Genomic DNA, 13,806 nt, shown 5'->3' with positions numbered 1-13,806 from the left:
TTTTTTCCCGATAACAGCGCATCATGGAGTCCTCAACCATCCCGAGGAGCATTCCATGACCCCATCCAAAGTCGCCATCGTCACCGGCGCCTCGCGCGGCATCGGCGCCGCCGTCGCCCGGCGCCTGGCCGAAGACGGCTACCGCGTCGCCGTCAACTACGCCAGCAATAGCCAGGAAGCCGAGAAAACCGTGGCCGAGCTGCACGCGGCCGGCCACACGGCCATTGCGATCCAGGCCGACGTCGCCCAGCCCGACCAGGTGCGCGCATTGTTCGACACCACCGAGCGCGAGCTGGGCAAGGTCGACGTCCTGGTCAACAATGCCGGCATCCTCAAGACGGTGCCGCTGGCCGAGACCAGCGACGCGCTGTTCGCGCGCACCTTCGCCATCAATGTGCAGGGCAGCTTCAACACCATGCGCGAAGCGGCCACCCGCCTGAACGAAGGCGGCAGCATCGTCAACTTCTCGACCAGCGTGGTCGGCCTCAAGCCGCCCGGCTATGCGATCTACGGCGCCACCAAGGCCGCCGTCGAGACGATGAGCCAGATCTTCGCCAAGGAGCTGCGCGGCCGCCGCATCCGCGTCAACGTGGTGGCGCCGGGCCCGGTGGCGACCGAGCTGTTCTTTGACGGCAAGACTCCCGAGCAGATCGCCCATTTCGCCCAGCTGCCGCCGCTGGAGCGCCTGGGCGAGCCGGACGATATCGCGCGCGTCGTGTCCTTCCTGGCCGGCCCCGACGCCGCCTGGGTCAACGGCCAGGTGCTGCGCGCCAACGGCGGCGTGGTCTAGCCGGAGCAATCCTTGCGGAGCATTTCACCCGATTTACAGGGTGTAACAGGCGCATCAACGCCACCGCACCGCCAGCAGCACGATGTCGTCGCCGCCTGGCGCTTCACGACATCCTGTATGTAGGACAGGAAGGCCCCCACCAGGTTGGTATCGGATTCTTGGATCATGGGAAGATTGGATGAAATCTGCTTCCCGCTAATCAAGGCGCATGGCATTCGGTCGCCAATCGAACTACCGTTGTTCCGCCCTCTCCTATAATCGGGCCATGACCATTCTTTCACCGGCTTCGCAGATGGGCTACCGCCTGGCGATCTTCGACTTCGACGGCACGCTGGCCGATTCCTGGCCCTTCTTCCTGAGCGTGTTCAACGATATCGCCGACCAGCATGGTTTCCGGCACATCGACGCCGGACAGGCCGAGCGGCTGCGCCACTACGGTCCGCGCGACGTCATGCGTCACGTCGGCATGCCGGCCTGGAAGCTGCCGTTCGCCTCGCGTTCCTTCATCGACCGCATGCGCGCCGTCACCGGATCGGGCCGCATCCCGCTGTTCGACGGCATCGGCGCAACCCTGCGCGAGCTCGACCGCGCCGGCCTGCGGCTGGCGGTGGTGTCCTCGAATGCCGAGGAGAACGTGCGCGCCGTGCTCGGGCCCGAGCTGGCGGCCCTGATGGGCCAGTACGAATGCGGCATGTCGATCTTCGGCAAGGCCGCGCGCATCCGCAAGGTGGTGCGGCGGGCGAGCACGCCGCCATCGCAGGCGCTGTACGTGGGCGACCAGACCACCGACGCCGACGCCGCGCGCCGCGCCGGCATCGCCTTCGGCGCGGTCAGCTGGGGCTATGCGCCGATCGAGATGCTGCGCCGGGTGGCGCCGGAACGCGAGTTCGGCGCGCCGGCCGACCTGCTGTCGCTGGCGCGGCAGTAAGCGTCAACTGCCGAAGTCGGCGTTGCGCTCGATCGCCTTGCGTACCGCCGTGACGAGACCGGGATAGCTGCCGGCGCGGCACAGGTTGTCGGGCGGCGTGCATGGCGCCGGATTGCGCTCCGGATCGCGCTCCGGATCGTGCACCGCGGCGCGTGGCGCAACCGGAGCGGCGCCGGGACGGGCAGTCAGGCTTTGGTCTTCATTCATGGACAGGCTCGCTTGGTGGAAGATGGGAGGCTCAGCCCTTCACGCACACCACCTGCTTGAGGGTGTGGACCACGTCGACCAGCTCGCGCTGGGCGTGCATGACGGCGTCGATGTCCTTGTAGGCCATCGGGATTTCATCGATCACGCCTTCGTCCTTGCGGCATTCGACCCCGCGCGTGGCGCGCTCCTGGTCGGCCACCGTGAAGCGGCGCCTGGCTTCGGTGCGGCTCATCACGCGACCCGCGCCATGGCTGCAGCTGTGGAAGCTTTCTGGATTGCCCTTGCCGCGCACGATGAAGCTGCGTGCGCCCATCGAGCCGGGAATGATGCCCAGCTCGCCTTCACGCGCGGACAGCGCACCCTTGCGCGTGATCAAGACGTCCTTGCCGAAGTGGCGCTCGCGCTGCACGTAGTTATGGTGGCAATTGACCGCTTCTACATGCGTCTCGAAAGGCTTCCTGATCACGCTGCGCACCGCGCCGATCAGGTTCTGCATCATGACTTCGCGGTTGATGCGCGCGAACTTCTGGGCCCAGCCGACCGCCTCGACGTAGTCGTCGTAGTGCCGGGTGCCTTCTTCGAGATAGGCCAGGTCCTGGTCCGGCAGGTTGACCATGTGGCGCCGCATGTCCTGGCGCGCGAGCTCGATGAAATGGGTGCCGATCGCATTGCCCACGCCGCGCGAGCCGGAATGCAGCATCAGCCAGACGAAGTTTTCCTCGTCCAGGCAGACCTCGACGAAGTGATTGCCGCTGCCCAGGGTGCCCAGGTGCTTGTAGTGGTTCGCATGGCGCAGCTTGGGGTACTTGCGGCAGATCTCGTCGAACTCGCTCTTGAGCCTGGCCCAGCCGGCATCGACGGCCGGCGGCGGGTTGTCCCAGGAACCGGCGTCGCGGCCCCGGGCGTGTCGCGTCTTCGGCGACATGCCATGCGGCACCGCCTGCTCGATGGCGCTGCGCAGCTTGCCCAGATTGTCGGGCAGGTCGCCGGCGCGCAGGGTGGTCTTGGCAGCCATCATGCCGCAACCGATGTCGACGCCGACCGCGGCCGGGATCACGGCCCCCAGGGTCGGAATCACGCTGCCGATCGTCGATCCCTTGCCAATATGGACGTCGGGCATGACGGCGACGTGGTGGAAGACGAATGGCAGTTGCGCCAGTGCCGACAACTGTTCCTTCGCGCCAGGCTCGGCCGGCACGCCCCTGGTCCACATCTTCACGGGGCGGCCATCCGCCGGACGAAGCTGGTCCGTAGCGCCGAGCAATTCATAGTCGTTGTGGTCCATGCGGCGCATGATCGCGCAAAACGACAATCCGCGCTGTCCGCCTGAATCGGCCCCGCCTGTATCGCTATTGCTATACTCGGCACACCACACTGTTGCATGAATGAACAATGACACTGCCGATGCGCCTTTCCCTCGTCCTCCTGGCTCCGCTGCTGCTGAGCGGCTGCTTCCTCGAGACGGCCACCTATTCCATCGATCCCAATACCGATCACGCGATCACGGTCAGGGTCGAGAAAGACACCTTTTGGGCCAAGGAGGGAACGTTGCGCGTGATCATGTCGCGCCTGCCGGAATGCCAGCGCCAGCTCGAGCTGGGTTCGGTATGGCTGTCGGGTTTGCAGGTAGAATTGTTCGGCAACGGCAACAACATCTATACCTTGCGCGCCGACGACCAGGCCTGGCAGATCGACACCACCGGCTGCACCGAACGGCAGGCGCCGGATGCCGACGCCGTCACCGGCCTGCCGCTGGGAATCTTCGCACTCGGCGACGACGACAAGCTCACCTTTGAAAAGCCGGAAGCGTCGACCGGCGAGTAATCAGGGCCGCAGCCAGCCGCGCCCGATCGGCAGCGCCAGCAGCCGGTGATAGACCAGCTCGAGCGCCGGCAACGCCCGGGCGCAGGCGGCCTGCGCCAACGGCGTATAGGCCAGCAGCGCAAAGCCGCCCGACACCAGCAAGGCCCCGATCATGTCTTTCGGCCAATGCACGCCGAGATAGACGCGCGACCAGGCCACGACCAGCGACAGCGGCAGCATCACCAGTCCCAGGCTGCGCGCCAGCGGCACGCGGCTGAAGGCCAGCACCAGCGCCACCGAGAAGATGCTGGTCGCGTGGTCGCTGGGGAAGGAGCTGTCGGGGGCATGCAGCAGGAAGGTATGGCCGACCTCGGCCACGAAAGGACGCGGGCTGTACCACAGGTGGCCGATCATGGCGTTCAGCGTCAGCGCACAGGCCGCCGCCAGGAAGGCGCGCAGCGCCACCTCGCGCCGCGGCCCCGTTCCGCTGGCCCACAGCAGCACCAGGGAAAAAGGCACAAGGAAAATCAGCCATTCGGCCGCGAACACCGCCCCCAGCAATTGCCAGCCAGTCAGCTCAGCGTGGGCATTCAGGACAGAAAACAGGATCAGATTGACGTGCTCGAACATGGCGCAGGGCTATTGATGAAAGATTGATAACTTTTTTCATAGCTTAGCCCATCCATTCTTGTGCACCTTTGGCAAAGTGCAACAGAATGTGACAAAAAGGTGACAGCACCCCAGGCTGTGCCTAGCGTTTGTGTAGCAAGGAGCGCAACTGGGCGAGTTCTTCCTGCCGTCCCGCTTTCTCCAGCACGCTTTCGAGCAGCGACTGGCCATTCTCGCGCTGCATGGTCCACTGCGTGAAATACTCGTGCACGGTACGCCAGGGGGGATAGCCGGCCGGCATTGCGCGCCAGGTGGAGCCGGTATGCAGGAAGTACAGCACGGCGCAGAACACATCGTACAGATCATGCTTGCGCGGACGCGTCTTGCGCCGGGCCGCCTCGAGCATGGGGCGTATCACCTCGAACTGCTCACGAGTAATATCGCTGGGATAGGCTGGACGATCCATATTGACCTCCAAAACAACTTGGAGGTCCTGATCTGGAACAGGTTCCCGTTGTATTTACACGGCAACCTGTTCCCGGAATCTCAGTCGCGTGCCAGTGCCAGGAACTCGGTGCGCAGCGCCAGGTTCGGTTGCAGCTCGCCCAGCAGGGTCGAGGTGATGGTTTCTTCGCCGATGGCGCGGATGCCACGGCTCTCCATGCACATATGGCGGCACTTGACGACGACGCCGACGGCCTTCGGTTCCAGCACCTCCATCAGCGCATTGGCGATCTGCATCGTCATGCGTTCCTGCACCTGCAGCCGCTTGGAGAAGATGTCCACCAGGCGGGTCAGCTTCGACAGGCCCACGATCTTCCCGTTCGGCAGGTAGCCGACGGTGGCCTTGCCGAAGAACGGCGCCAGGTGGTGTTCGCAATGGCTGTAGACCGGGATGCCGCGCACCACGATCAATTCATTGTATTCCTCGGCGCCATCCTCGAACGCCTTGAGCACTTCCACTGGATCCTGGTCGTAGCCCGAGGTCCAGTGTTTCCAGGCTTTCGCGACGCGCGCCGGCGTTTCGACCAGGCCCGGACGTTCCGGATTTTCGCCCAGGCTGGTCAGGAGACGACGCCAGTCGTGTTCGGTGAAAGCTTCTTTGTCAGACATGGTGCACCTTAAAAAAACGATTGCCGCAAGTATATAGGGAAGCACTGTGGCCGGCTGCCGGCCGCCTTATTCTTGAGGAAAATTAAATCCTATATCACACGGTTAGCTTAGCGTTGAGCGTGGTTCCAGCCTGGGAGAGCGCTATGTTCGGCAGCACGGTTCTGGAAGTCGCCATCGGCTTGGCATTTTGCTACGGCACCCTGGCGCTGGTCGTCACCACGTTGCAGGAAGCCCTGGCGGCAAGCTTCCGGCTGCGCGCCGGCATGCTGCAGGACGCCGTCAAGCGCATGCTGAACGATCCCCGCTTCGACGCCACGGCGCGGGTGCTGTATGCGCATCCGCTGGTCAACCCGCGCGCCGGTGGGCTCGATCCCGGCGCACGCCTGCCCGCCCGGCTCCGTCCATCCTACATCGAACCGGCCAACTTCGCGATCGCGCTGATCGACGCCATCCGCGGCAGCCACGGCTCGCTCGAGGCCGACATCGCCGCCGTTCCCGACCCCCAGCTGCGGCGCACCCTGCAAACGCTGTACCAGCAGGCGGGCGGCGACCTGCAGCGCTTCCAGGCGGCCCTTGCCGGCTGGTTCGAAACCGCCATGGAACGCCTGTCCGGCGTCTACAAGCGGCGCCAGCTGCTGATCTCGTTCCTGGTCTCGCTACTGCTGGCGATCCTGTTCAACATCGACAGCATCCACCTGTTCCAGATCCTGTGGCAGCATCCCGCCATGGCCGCCCACATCACCGCCGTGCCCGACGGGCTGGACGCCGACGTGATGGCCCAGCTGTGGGTGCTGCCGATCGGCTGGCAAGCCTTTCCTCCGGTGCTCGATGCCGATTTCGCGCTGCAGGCCTCGGGCTGGCTGGTCACCGCCAGCACCACCTTGTTCGGCGCGCCGTTCTGGTTCGACATCCTGCAGCGCGCGATCAACCTGCGCAGCACCGGCGCCAAGCCGGCCCCGCTCAATGCCGAACAGGTCATGGCGCCGGCGCCGGCCACCGCCCGCGCGCCGGATGGCGTGACCGTGGTGGTGGCGCCGACCCGGCCCTGATCCCGCTTCCCTGAATGCGTCCGCCGGTGCGCTCCTGAGCACTAGCGGCCGGGCGGGCGATGGGCGTCCATCAGGACGCTCGAGATCGACATCTGCGGCACCCGCTCCGGCCATTCGTCATCCGGCCCGAACCAGCGCGCCTCCGCGATCTCGCTGGTGTCGACCCGGATCTCGCCGTCGAGGTAGTCGGCCGTGAAGGCCAGCATCAGCGAATGCGGGAACGGCCACGACTGGCTGGCGAAGTAGCGCAGGTTGTGCACCCGCAGGCCCACCTCTTCGAACACCTCGCGGTGGATCGCTTCCTCGATCGACTCGCCCGCTTCCAGGAAACCGGCCAGCGGCACGAAGCGCTGCGTCGCGTGCTGCAGGTGCTTGGCCAGCAGCACCGAGTCGCCCTTGCGGATCAGCACCATCATGGCCGGCGAGATGCGCGGGTAGGCCGCGTGGCCGCAATTGACGCACTTGTAGCAGCGCTCGCCGATGGCCAGCACGGTGCCGCTGCCGCACACGCCGCAGAAGCGATGGGTGCGCGCCCATTCAGCCACTTGCGCCGCACGTCCCGCGACGCCCACCAGCGCCTCGTCGATCACCCCGAACAACGCCCGCAGGCCGCGCCAGGCGTGGCCCGGCGGCAGCGCCGGTTCCAGGTCGAACCAGCCGGCCTGGCAATACCGTCCGTCCAGCAGGCCCAGCGGCTGCAGCGTGCCGGGCGCCACGCCCATGCGTTCCAGGGCCGCCGCGTCCGGCAATGCCGGCCCGTCTTCGCGCACCAGCAGCTGCCCCTTGTGGAACAGGAAGGTCAAGGGTTCCGGGTCGGGATGCGGCGCGAACAGCGGCGTGAAGGTGGCAGGCGTCTGGAGCATGGTCGGAAGAATGGTGGCCGGAGTCCAAGGATGATACCGCCTTTCCGGACGACGTACCGGCGCCGGCGCGGCGCGGCGCGGCCGGCCCGGCCCGGCTGGCCGAATTCGCCGCGTGGCCGCGAACTAATCCTGAACAGTCGCGCTCAAAGAATGGCTGACTACCAATGGCTGACTACCAGTGGCTGACAACCAGTGGCTGACTACCGCACGCTGGCGGCAGCTGTTATCCGCCCTACGACACCGGCGTTCGCCCCCGGTGTTCAACCCACCGATCCGCCGCTGCGCTGACCAGGAGAAGACGATGGACGATACCCCCGTTGTGCTCGGCATAAACCGCGACCGGCATGCGAGCGTCTGTCTCATGCACGGCTCACACGTGCAATGGGCCATCCAGAAAGAGCGCCTCACGCGCCACAAGCACCACCCGGGAGAACCGGGCGACATGGAGGCGTTCTACCTGCCCCACCTGTCCGGGCTCGAACGACCGCTCGACGTGCTGGTCGAATGCCATGCCTCCGGCGCGGTGGACGACACGGTGGCCGGCGACGACGGCGACCGCGTGCTCGCCTTCGCCCGCGGCGCGCGGCGCGCCCGCATCCCACGGCACCTGGCGCAGGCGGTTGGCGCCTTCCACCCATCCCCTTTTCGCGAAGCGGCGGTGATGGTCGTGGGTGGCCGCGGCAGCCTGGGGGCCGACGGGCGGCGCGAAGTCGCCTCCTGCCATCGCGTCGACCGCGAACGCATCGCCTGCATCGGCCGGCAACTGGAGACCGATGGCGACCGGCACGCCGCCGGACTCGGCATGTTCTACGCCCGGCTCACCCAGGCGCTGTTCCCGGGCCAGGGCAACGAAGGCAAGGTGACCGACCTGGCGCCCTACGGCGATCCGCACGCGCTCGGCCTGCCGCCCCTCGAGGTCGACGGCATGCAGGTCGCCATCCCGCGCGCCTGGCCGGCGCTGCTCGAAGACGCCGACCGGTTCCGCTTCGGCTTCGGCTCGCCCAAGGCCAGCTTCACCGACTGCGCCAACCTGGCGGCGGCCGGCCAGCGCGCTTTCGAAGACGCGCTGCTGGCGCTGGCCCGCTGGCTGCACGGGCGCACCGGCCTGGACGACCTGTGCCTCACCGGCGGCGCCGCCCTCAATGGCGCGGCCAATGCGCGCCTGCTGCGCGAGGGTCCGTTCCGCCGCATGTTCGTGCCGCCGGCGCCGGGCGCGGCCGGCGCCGCCCTCGGCTGCGCCCTCTATGGCCTGCTCGAGCTGGCCGGCCGCAGCGTCGACTTTCGCTGGACCCACGACTATCTCGGTCCGGCGCCCCAGCTGGCCGACATCGAGGCGGCGCTCGATGGCGCGAGCGACCTGATCGTCGAGCATCCGCGCGGGCGCGACGCCCTGTGCGCGCGCATGCTCGACCTGCTGTGTTCGGGGCGGGTCGTCGGCCTGTACCAGGGCCGCAGCGAATTCGGCCCGCGCGGGCTTGGCCACCGCAGCATCCTGGCCGATCCGCGCCGCGAGCGCATGCGCGACTGGATCAACGTCCGCGTCAAGGAACGCGAGTGGTTCCGCCCCTTCGCTCCCATGGTGGCCGAAGAGCGCGCGTCCCAGTATTTCGACCTGCGGGCGCCATCGCCCTTCATGCAGTTCGCGGTGCCGGTGCGCAGCAGCGTGATGCCGCTGCTGGCGGCGGTCACCCATGTCGACGGCAGCGCGCGCCTGCAGACGGTCGGCCCGAGCGACGATCCGGTGCTGCGCGCCCTGCTGGCCGGCTTCGAAGTGCGCACCGGGGTGCCGGTGCTGCTGGGCGCCTCCCTGTGCGGCAGGCACGAGCCCCTGATCGAGACGCCGCAAGAGGCCGTCGCCGCCTTCCGGCGCCTGCCCCTGCACGGCCTGGCCATGCCGCCCTACCTCGTCATGAAGCGCCAAGAACCCGGGTTGCCGGCATGATCCGCGGCTACCCACGTCATGCCAGCATCCGGCCCGGCGCTCGCCTGCAGCTGCAGGCGTCGACCGACCGGCCGCGCTTTCGCGCCGCGCTCTACCGCTGGGGCGATGGCTTCGAGCCCGGGATGCGCAGCGACCGGCTGCCCGGCAAGCATGCCGTCGATGAAGGCCCGGCCGACGACTGGCACTGGCCCGACTACGCGCTGGCGCTGGGCCTACCCATGTGTTCCGGTGTCTACCTGGCGCAGGGCGAGCACTTCGGCCACGACACCTGGCCGCCCCTTGCCGGCCCTGCCTGCGACGGCGCGCCGCTCGCCGCCTTCGACCACGACAGCGGCAAGGCGACCCTGTCCGCCTTGTGCCATCGCGCCGGCACGCCGCACAGCTACCAGGTGCTGGCGGCATGCCACCTCGACCGCCACTGGCAAGATCTTCCTTCGCGCGAGTGGCACGCCGCCTGCGAAGGCATCCACGCCGCCACTCTGGGCATCTACCAGCGCGGCGGCGCCGTGTTCTCGGCCGGGACCACCGACTGGGCGCACGTCATTGACGGGCCGCGCGACCGCCGCGTCGAACGCATCACGCGCAATGTGCTCGACCGCTTGCTGGCCTGATGCGGGCACGGCCTTTGCGCGCAAGGCATGGCATGGCGAGCAAGAGGTTTGATGCAAGGAGAAGGGCAATCGGCGAACGACAAGAATTCGCCGCGATGAAAAACGATGTTGAGAGGAGAAAGAGCCATGCTCCGGCGACCATTGCTGCATCGCCTTCCTGTCCACTCGGTCGTGGTGTTCCGTGCGCTGCATGTCGGCGACATGCTGTGCGCGGTCCCGGCGCTGCGCGCCTTGCGCAGCGCCCTGCCCAAGGCCCACATCGCCCTGGTCGGCCTGCCATGGGCGGTGCAATTCGTCCGGCGCTTTCCCGCCTACCTGGACGAGTTCCTGTCTTTTCCCGGCCATCCCCTACTGCCTGAGCAAACCGTGCACCATGACGACCTGCCCCCGTTCTATGCCACGGTGTGCGCGCGCGAATTCAGCCTGGCCGTGCAGCTGCACGGCAGCGGCGACATCGCGAACCACATCGTTTCCGGCTTCGGGGCGACGGCGATGGCGGGCCACTGCCGCGGCAAGCCATTGATCACCGAAAAGACCGTTCTCGTTCCCTACCCCGAAACAGGCGCCGAACCGGAACGCCTGCTGCACCTGGTCGGCCAACTCGGGGCGCCGGTGACCGACACGCACCTCGAGTTCCCGATCCTGCGTGAAGACGAGGACGAGCTTGCCGCCAGCGGCCTGGCGGCAGGCCTCGAGCCGGGCAGCTATATCTGCGTGCACCCGGGAGCGCGCCAGCGCGACACCTGCTGGCCGCCGGAACGCTTCGCCAGGGTGGCCGACCAGCTTGCCGACGAGTTCGGCATGCGCATCGTCCTGACCGGATCAGCCGACGAAGCGCCGCTCGCGCAGGCGGTCGCCGATCGCATGCATGTGCCGGCCATCATCGCCGCCGCCCCGCTCTCGATCGGCGCCATGGCGGCCCTGCTGAGCCGTGCACGGCTGCTGATCTGCAACGACACCGGGGTGTCGCACATCGCGGCCGGGCTGGGATTGAACAGCGTGGTCATCTTCAGCAAGGCCGACATCGCGCGCTGGGCGCCGCTCGACCGCCAGCGTCACCGCTGCATCTGGGATCCCGGCGCCGAGCGCGCCACCGTCGTGCTGCAACATGCGCGCACCTTGCTCACCGGCGCCGAACCCAGCAGGCAACGGGCGGCGGGGATGTGGCCGTACTGGTGACTCACCCAGACCGAATTGATCTTCTTCCCAGCATGTGATTTGCCTGGTCGGCCCAGTGTCCGAGCACTTGCCTTGTGTCGGAATAACCGACACTGTCGCGCACGTTGGCGATCTCCTTGCGCAATGCTTCACCATTGTTCGTCATGAACTGACTATGAACCGATAGCGGACGGCCATGAAGCGCCGCAAACCGGTTTTCCGGGTTATGTTGCAATGCCTGCAGGATACGGCTGTGTTTCATCTCCATGCGCAGTTCGATGCTGGATACAGCAGTTTGCTGGTTGGCTGGGCGAAGAGCGAGGTTTTCAAGCAAGTATACCGCGCGTTGGGTGGTATGAAACCGGTGGCGCCAACGGCGGTGGCAGCAGGATCAGCACGCCGACCACGGCGGTGGTCACGTGCTTGATGCGTTGATTGTTAATGGAGTGAATAGGTAACAAGGCGATTGCCGACAAGCGTTGTATTTCGCGTGAATTTTCATCAAGTTCCACGCAGAAACCCGTCACTCGTCCAGAATAGCTGTCACTCAGTCGAAATTAAATGTTTATGGATAAGTTGTCATCGATGGTTGGTCGTCAGTCCTTCAACGCCCGTATTTTCTACAACGGCACGTTTTGCGACGGCAATCGTTTCATCGGAAATGGGACCTCGGGGCAACTACACCTGGTGCGCTCCGGAACGGTGGACTTCGTGCATGACGACGGTGGCGTCGTCAGCATCACGGAGCCGAGCCTGCTGTTTTATCCGCGCGGCGATAACCACGCCCTGCAGGTGCGTCCCGGCCAATCCGCCAATCTGCTGTGCGCGCACATCACGTTCCAGGACGGGTTGAGCAATCCGCTGGCGCGCGTGCTGCCATCGTGCCTGGTCATTCCCCTTGCGGAAATCGATGGGCTGCGCAGCACAATGGACCTTCTGTTCGACGAAGCGGGCAAGGAAGACCATGGTTCAGACATGATCGTCGACCGCCTGTGCGATGTGCTGCTGATCCAGGTCATCCGCCGCGAATTCGACAACGGCAGGCTGTCGGTGGGCTTGCTGGCCGGGCTGTCCGACCGCCAGTTGTCCCTGGCGCTGGCAGCCATCCACGAGCGGCCGCAAGAACCATGGAGCCTGCAATCGCTGGCCCAGGTCGCCTGCATGTCGCGCGCCGCGTTCACCGAGCGCTTCCGCGACGTGATGGGGGTCCCGCCTGGCGAATACCTGACACGCTGGCGCATCGGCGTCGGCACGCGCCTGCTGCGCGAAGGCATGCCGGTCAAGCAGGTCAGCAGCCGCACGGGTTACACCAGCCCATCCACGTTCACGCGCGCCTTCACGACGATGATGGGCGCCTCGCCGCGCGAGTGGCTCAAGCGGGTCGCCGGCTGATCCAGACAGCGCCAACGACGACGCAGACGGCCCTTGCGGACGCGTCTGCGTTGTGAACATGCCGGCGGCCAGCCAGGCCGCCAAACCGGTTACTTCAGCAGGCGGGTGCGGCACGCCACCATGGCGATCACCAGGGACAGGCCGCCGACGTAGGCGATGGCTGCCTGCATGCCGACGAAGTGGGCGACCGCACCGATTGCCGGCGGTCCCATCAGGCTACCGCTGTAGGCCATGCTGGCCACCGCCGCCAGGGCTGCCGGGCCCTGCGCGCCGGCGGCGCTGAACACGAACGGGAACACCAGGGCCAGGCCGACGCCGGCGATCGCGAAGCCGCCCAGGGCGACGTAGGCGTTCGGCGCCAGCACCGCGAAGAACAGGCCCGACGCCGCGACCAGTCCGCCCAGGGTCACCAGGCGCTTGGCCCCATGGCGTTCCTTCATCTTGTCGCCGACCATGCGCGACATCAGCATCATCACCGAGAACGAGGACAGTGCCAGCGGCGCCAGGCCGTCCGACGCACCGAAGTGCTCTTTCAGGAACAGGCCGCTCCAGTCGGCGATGCTGCCTTCGGCCATCGAACCGAAGAAGCCCAGCAGACCCAGCAGGACCAGCGGGCCGCGCGGCAGCGCGAACTTCTTCTTCTCGACCTTGACGCCGGCTTCATCCGCTTCCAGCAGATTGACGGCGAGCCACAGCAACACGGCCAGCGGACCGGCGAGCATCAGGAAGTGGGTGGCCGGCGCGATCTTCATGCTGGCCATCAGGCTGCCCAGGGTGGCGCCCACCAGGCCGCCGGCGCAGCACAGGCCGTGCAGGCGCGACATTTCCGACTTGCCGCTCGCTTTTTCGCGGCGGGCGGCGGCCGAGTTCATGGCGACGTCGAAGGTGCTGGCGGTGATGCCCAGCATCAGGACTGCCATCATCAGGCGCGACACGTCCGGCGCCATGCCGATCGAGACCAGGACACACAGCAGGGCCAGTCCCGACATCATCAGCGTCTTGCGCGCGCCGAACCGGCCCATCAGGAACGACGAGATCGGATACGAGATCACGGCGCCCAGGCCGCCGCACAGCAACACCATCGACAGCGCCGCATGCGAGATGTTGACGCCAGCAGCCAAGGCCGGAATGCGGCCGGCCCACGAGCCCATGATCAGACCGAACAGGGCGAATACGACCGGTAGCGAGAACAGCTGGGCTTGTACGAGTACGGAAGACGAACGACGTGAAACAGAAGCAGTGGTTTGCATGGAAGCGCGAATTGTTAAATTTCTTGAGATATAAAGTAATTGCCAGAGTGCTTTTTACAGCCCGAACGTGTCTGAAATATTTACGTCAGGA

General features: G+C 66.4%; 16 protein-coding genes and 1 pseudogene. 8 read left to right on the top strand and 9 right to left on the bottom strand.

Features of this window, described 5'->3' with window-relative positions; translation table 11 throughout:
• Window positions 1–55: 55 nt before the first annotated feature.
• A complete protein-coding gene (locus ACZ9AQ_RS03280) occupies window positions 56–790 on the top strand; it encodes an SDR family oxidoreductase (RefSeq protein WP_429200730.1) in 735 nt (244 codons plus the stop codon).
• Between the two features lie 265 nt (window positions 791–1,055).
• Window positions 1,056–1,718 (top strand): HAD hydrolase-like protein, encoded by a 663-nt coding sequence (locus ACZ9AQ_RS03275; protein WP_429200732.1) that lies wholly within the window; start codon window positions 1,056–1,058, stop codon window positions 1,716–1,718.
• A 3-nt stretch (window positions 1,719–1,721) separates the two neighbouring features.
• Here the strand turns inward: ACZ9AQ_RS03275 and ACZ9AQ_RS03270 are convergent, their stop codons facing one another.
• Window positions 1,722–1,925 carry a hypothetical protein gene (locus ACZ9AQ_RS03270; RefSeq protein ID WP_429200734.1) on the bottom strand — a complete coding sequence of 68 codons (204 nt, stop codon included), beginning with the start codon at window positions 1,923–1,925 and terminating at the stop codon, window positions 1,722–1,724.
• 31 nt (window positions 1,926–1,956) lie between these two features.
• Window positions 1,957–3,210 (bottom strand): RtcB family protein, encoded by a 1,254-nt coding sequence (locus ACZ9AQ_RS03265; RefSeq protein ID WP_429201774.1) that lies wholly within the window; start codon window positions 3,208–3,210, stop codon window positions 1,957–1,959.
• A 119-nt stretch (window positions 3,211–3,329) separates the two neighbouring features.
• Between ACZ9AQ_RS03265 and ACZ9AQ_RS03260 the strand changes: the two genes are divergently transcribed.
• On the top strand, window positions 3,330–3,749 hold the full coding sequence (locus tag ACZ9AQ_RS03260) for a hypothetical protein (protein ID WP_429200735.1): 420 nt from the start codon (window positions 3,330–3,332) through the stop codon (window positions 3,747–3,749).
• On the opposite strand, the gene ACZ9AQ_RS03255 is transcribed toward ACZ9AQ_RS03260, so the two are convergent.
• From ACZ9AQ_RS03255 to folE, 3 genes and pseudogenes are all read right to left on the bottom strand, one after another.
• Window positions 3,750–4,358, bottom strand: coding sequence for a phosphatase PAP2 family protein (locus ACZ9AQ_RS03255; RefSeq protein WP_429200737.1), 609 nt, complete (start codon window positions 4,356–4,358; stop codon window positions 3,750–3,752). It abuts the gene before it with no gap.
• 169 nt (window positions 4,359–4,527) lie between these two features.
• Window positions 4,528–4,803, bottom strand: a pseudogene (locus ACZ9AQ_RS03250) (transposase); the annotation flags it as partial.
• An 80-nt stretch (window positions 4,804–4,883) separates the two neighbouring features.
• Entirely contained in the window at window positions 4,884–5,450 is a 567-nt protein-coding gene (gene folE, locus ACZ9AQ_RS03245; RefSeq protein WP_109345918.1) for a GTP cyclohydrolase I FolE, read from the bottom strand.
• Window positions 5,451–5,593: 143 nt separating this feature from the next.
• Between folE and ACZ9AQ_RS03240 the strand changes: the two genes are divergently transcribed.
• Complete coding sequence (locus ACZ9AQ_RS03240) at window positions 5,594–6,499, top strand: hypothetical protein (RefSeq protein WP_429200738.1); 906 nt, start codon at window positions 5,594–5,596, stop codon at window positions 6,497–6,499.
• Between the two features lie 41 nt (window positions 6,500–6,540).
• Here the strand turns inward: ACZ9AQ_RS03240 and nudC are convergent, their stop codons facing one another.
• The gene (gene nudC, locus ACZ9AQ_RS03235) at window positions 6,541–7,362 is read right to left on the bottom strand and encodes an NAD(+) diphosphatase (RefSeq protein ID WP_429200740.1); all 822 of its coding nucleotides are present in this window, start codon (window positions 7,360–7,362) and stop codon (window positions 6,541–6,543) included.
• A gap of 301 nt (window positions 7,363–7,663) precedes the next feature.
• Here nudC and ACZ9AQ_RS03230 point away from each other — a divergent pair, with 301 nt between their 5' ends.
• The 3 genes from ACZ9AQ_RS03230 (at window position 7,664) to ACZ9AQ_RS03220 (ending at window position 11,094) form a co-directional block, all read left to right on the top strand.
• Window positions 7,664–9,304 carry a carbamoyltransferase C-terminal domain-containing protein gene (locus ACZ9AQ_RS03230; protein ID WP_429200741.1) on the top strand — a complete coding sequence of 547 codons (1,641 nt, stop codon included), beginning with the start codon at window positions 7,664–7,666 and terminating at the stop codon, window positions 9,302–9,304.
• Complete coding sequence (locus ACZ9AQ_RS03225; RefSeq protein WP_429200743.1) at window positions 9,301–9,915, top strand: hypothetical protein; 615 nt, start codon at window positions 9,301–9,303, stop codon at window positions 9,913–9,915. Before ACZ9AQ_RS03230 ends, ACZ9AQ_RS03225 begins: the two co-directional genes overlap by 4 nt.
• Window positions 9,916–10,041: 126 nt before the next feature.
• The gene (locus ACZ9AQ_RS03220) at window positions 10,042–11,094 is read left to right on the top strand and encodes a glycosyltransferase family 9 protein (RefSeq protein ID WP_429200744.1); all 1,053 of its coding nucleotides are present in this window, start codon (window positions 10,042–10,044) and stop codon (window positions 11,092–11,094) included.
• Between the two features lies 1 nt (window position 11,095).
• On the opposite strand, the gene ACZ9AQ_RS03215 is transcribed toward ACZ9AQ_RS03220, so the two are convergent.
• The gene (locus ACZ9AQ_RS03215) at window positions 11,096–11,407 is read right to left on the bottom strand and encodes a hypothetical protein (RefSeq protein WP_429200746.1); all 312 of its coding nucleotides are present in this window, start codon (window positions 11,405–11,407) and stop codon (window positions 11,096–11,098) included.
• Window positions 11,400–11,585 carry a hypothetical protein gene (locus ACZ9AQ_RS03210; RefSeq protein ID WP_429200748.1) on the bottom strand — a complete coding sequence of 62 codons (186 nt, stop codon included), beginning with the start codon at window positions 11,583–11,585 and terminating at the stop codon, window positions 11,400–11,402. Before ACZ9AQ_RS03210 ends, ACZ9AQ_RS03215 begins: the two co-directional genes overlap by 8 nt.
• A gap of 49 nt (window positions 11,586–11,634) precedes the next feature.
• On the opposite strand from ACZ9AQ_RS03210, the gene ACZ9AQ_RS03205 reads away from it, so the two are divergent.
• A complete protein-coding gene (locus ACZ9AQ_RS03205) occupies window positions 11,635–12,465 on the top strand; it encodes an AraC family transcriptional regulator (RefSeq protein ID WP_476108112.1) in 831 nt (276 codons plus the stop codon).
• Between the two features lie 89 nt (window positions 12,466–12,554).
• On the opposite strand, the gene ACZ9AQ_RS03200 is transcribed toward ACZ9AQ_RS03205, so the two are convergent.
• Window positions 12,555–13,715 carry an MFS transporter gene (locus tag ACZ9AQ_RS03200; RefSeq protein ID WP_429200750.1) on the bottom strand — a complete coding sequence of 387 codons (1,161 nt, stop codon included), beginning with the start codon at window positions 13,713–13,715 and terminating at the stop codon, window positions 12,555–12,557.
• Window positions 13,716–13,806: the final 91 nt, after the last annotated feature.

Source organism: Massilia sp. UYP34, from assembly GCF_056279385.1.
The sequence above is the reverse complement of the archived record's forward strand: the minus strand, read 5'-3'. Positions and strand labels throughout refer to the sequence as shown.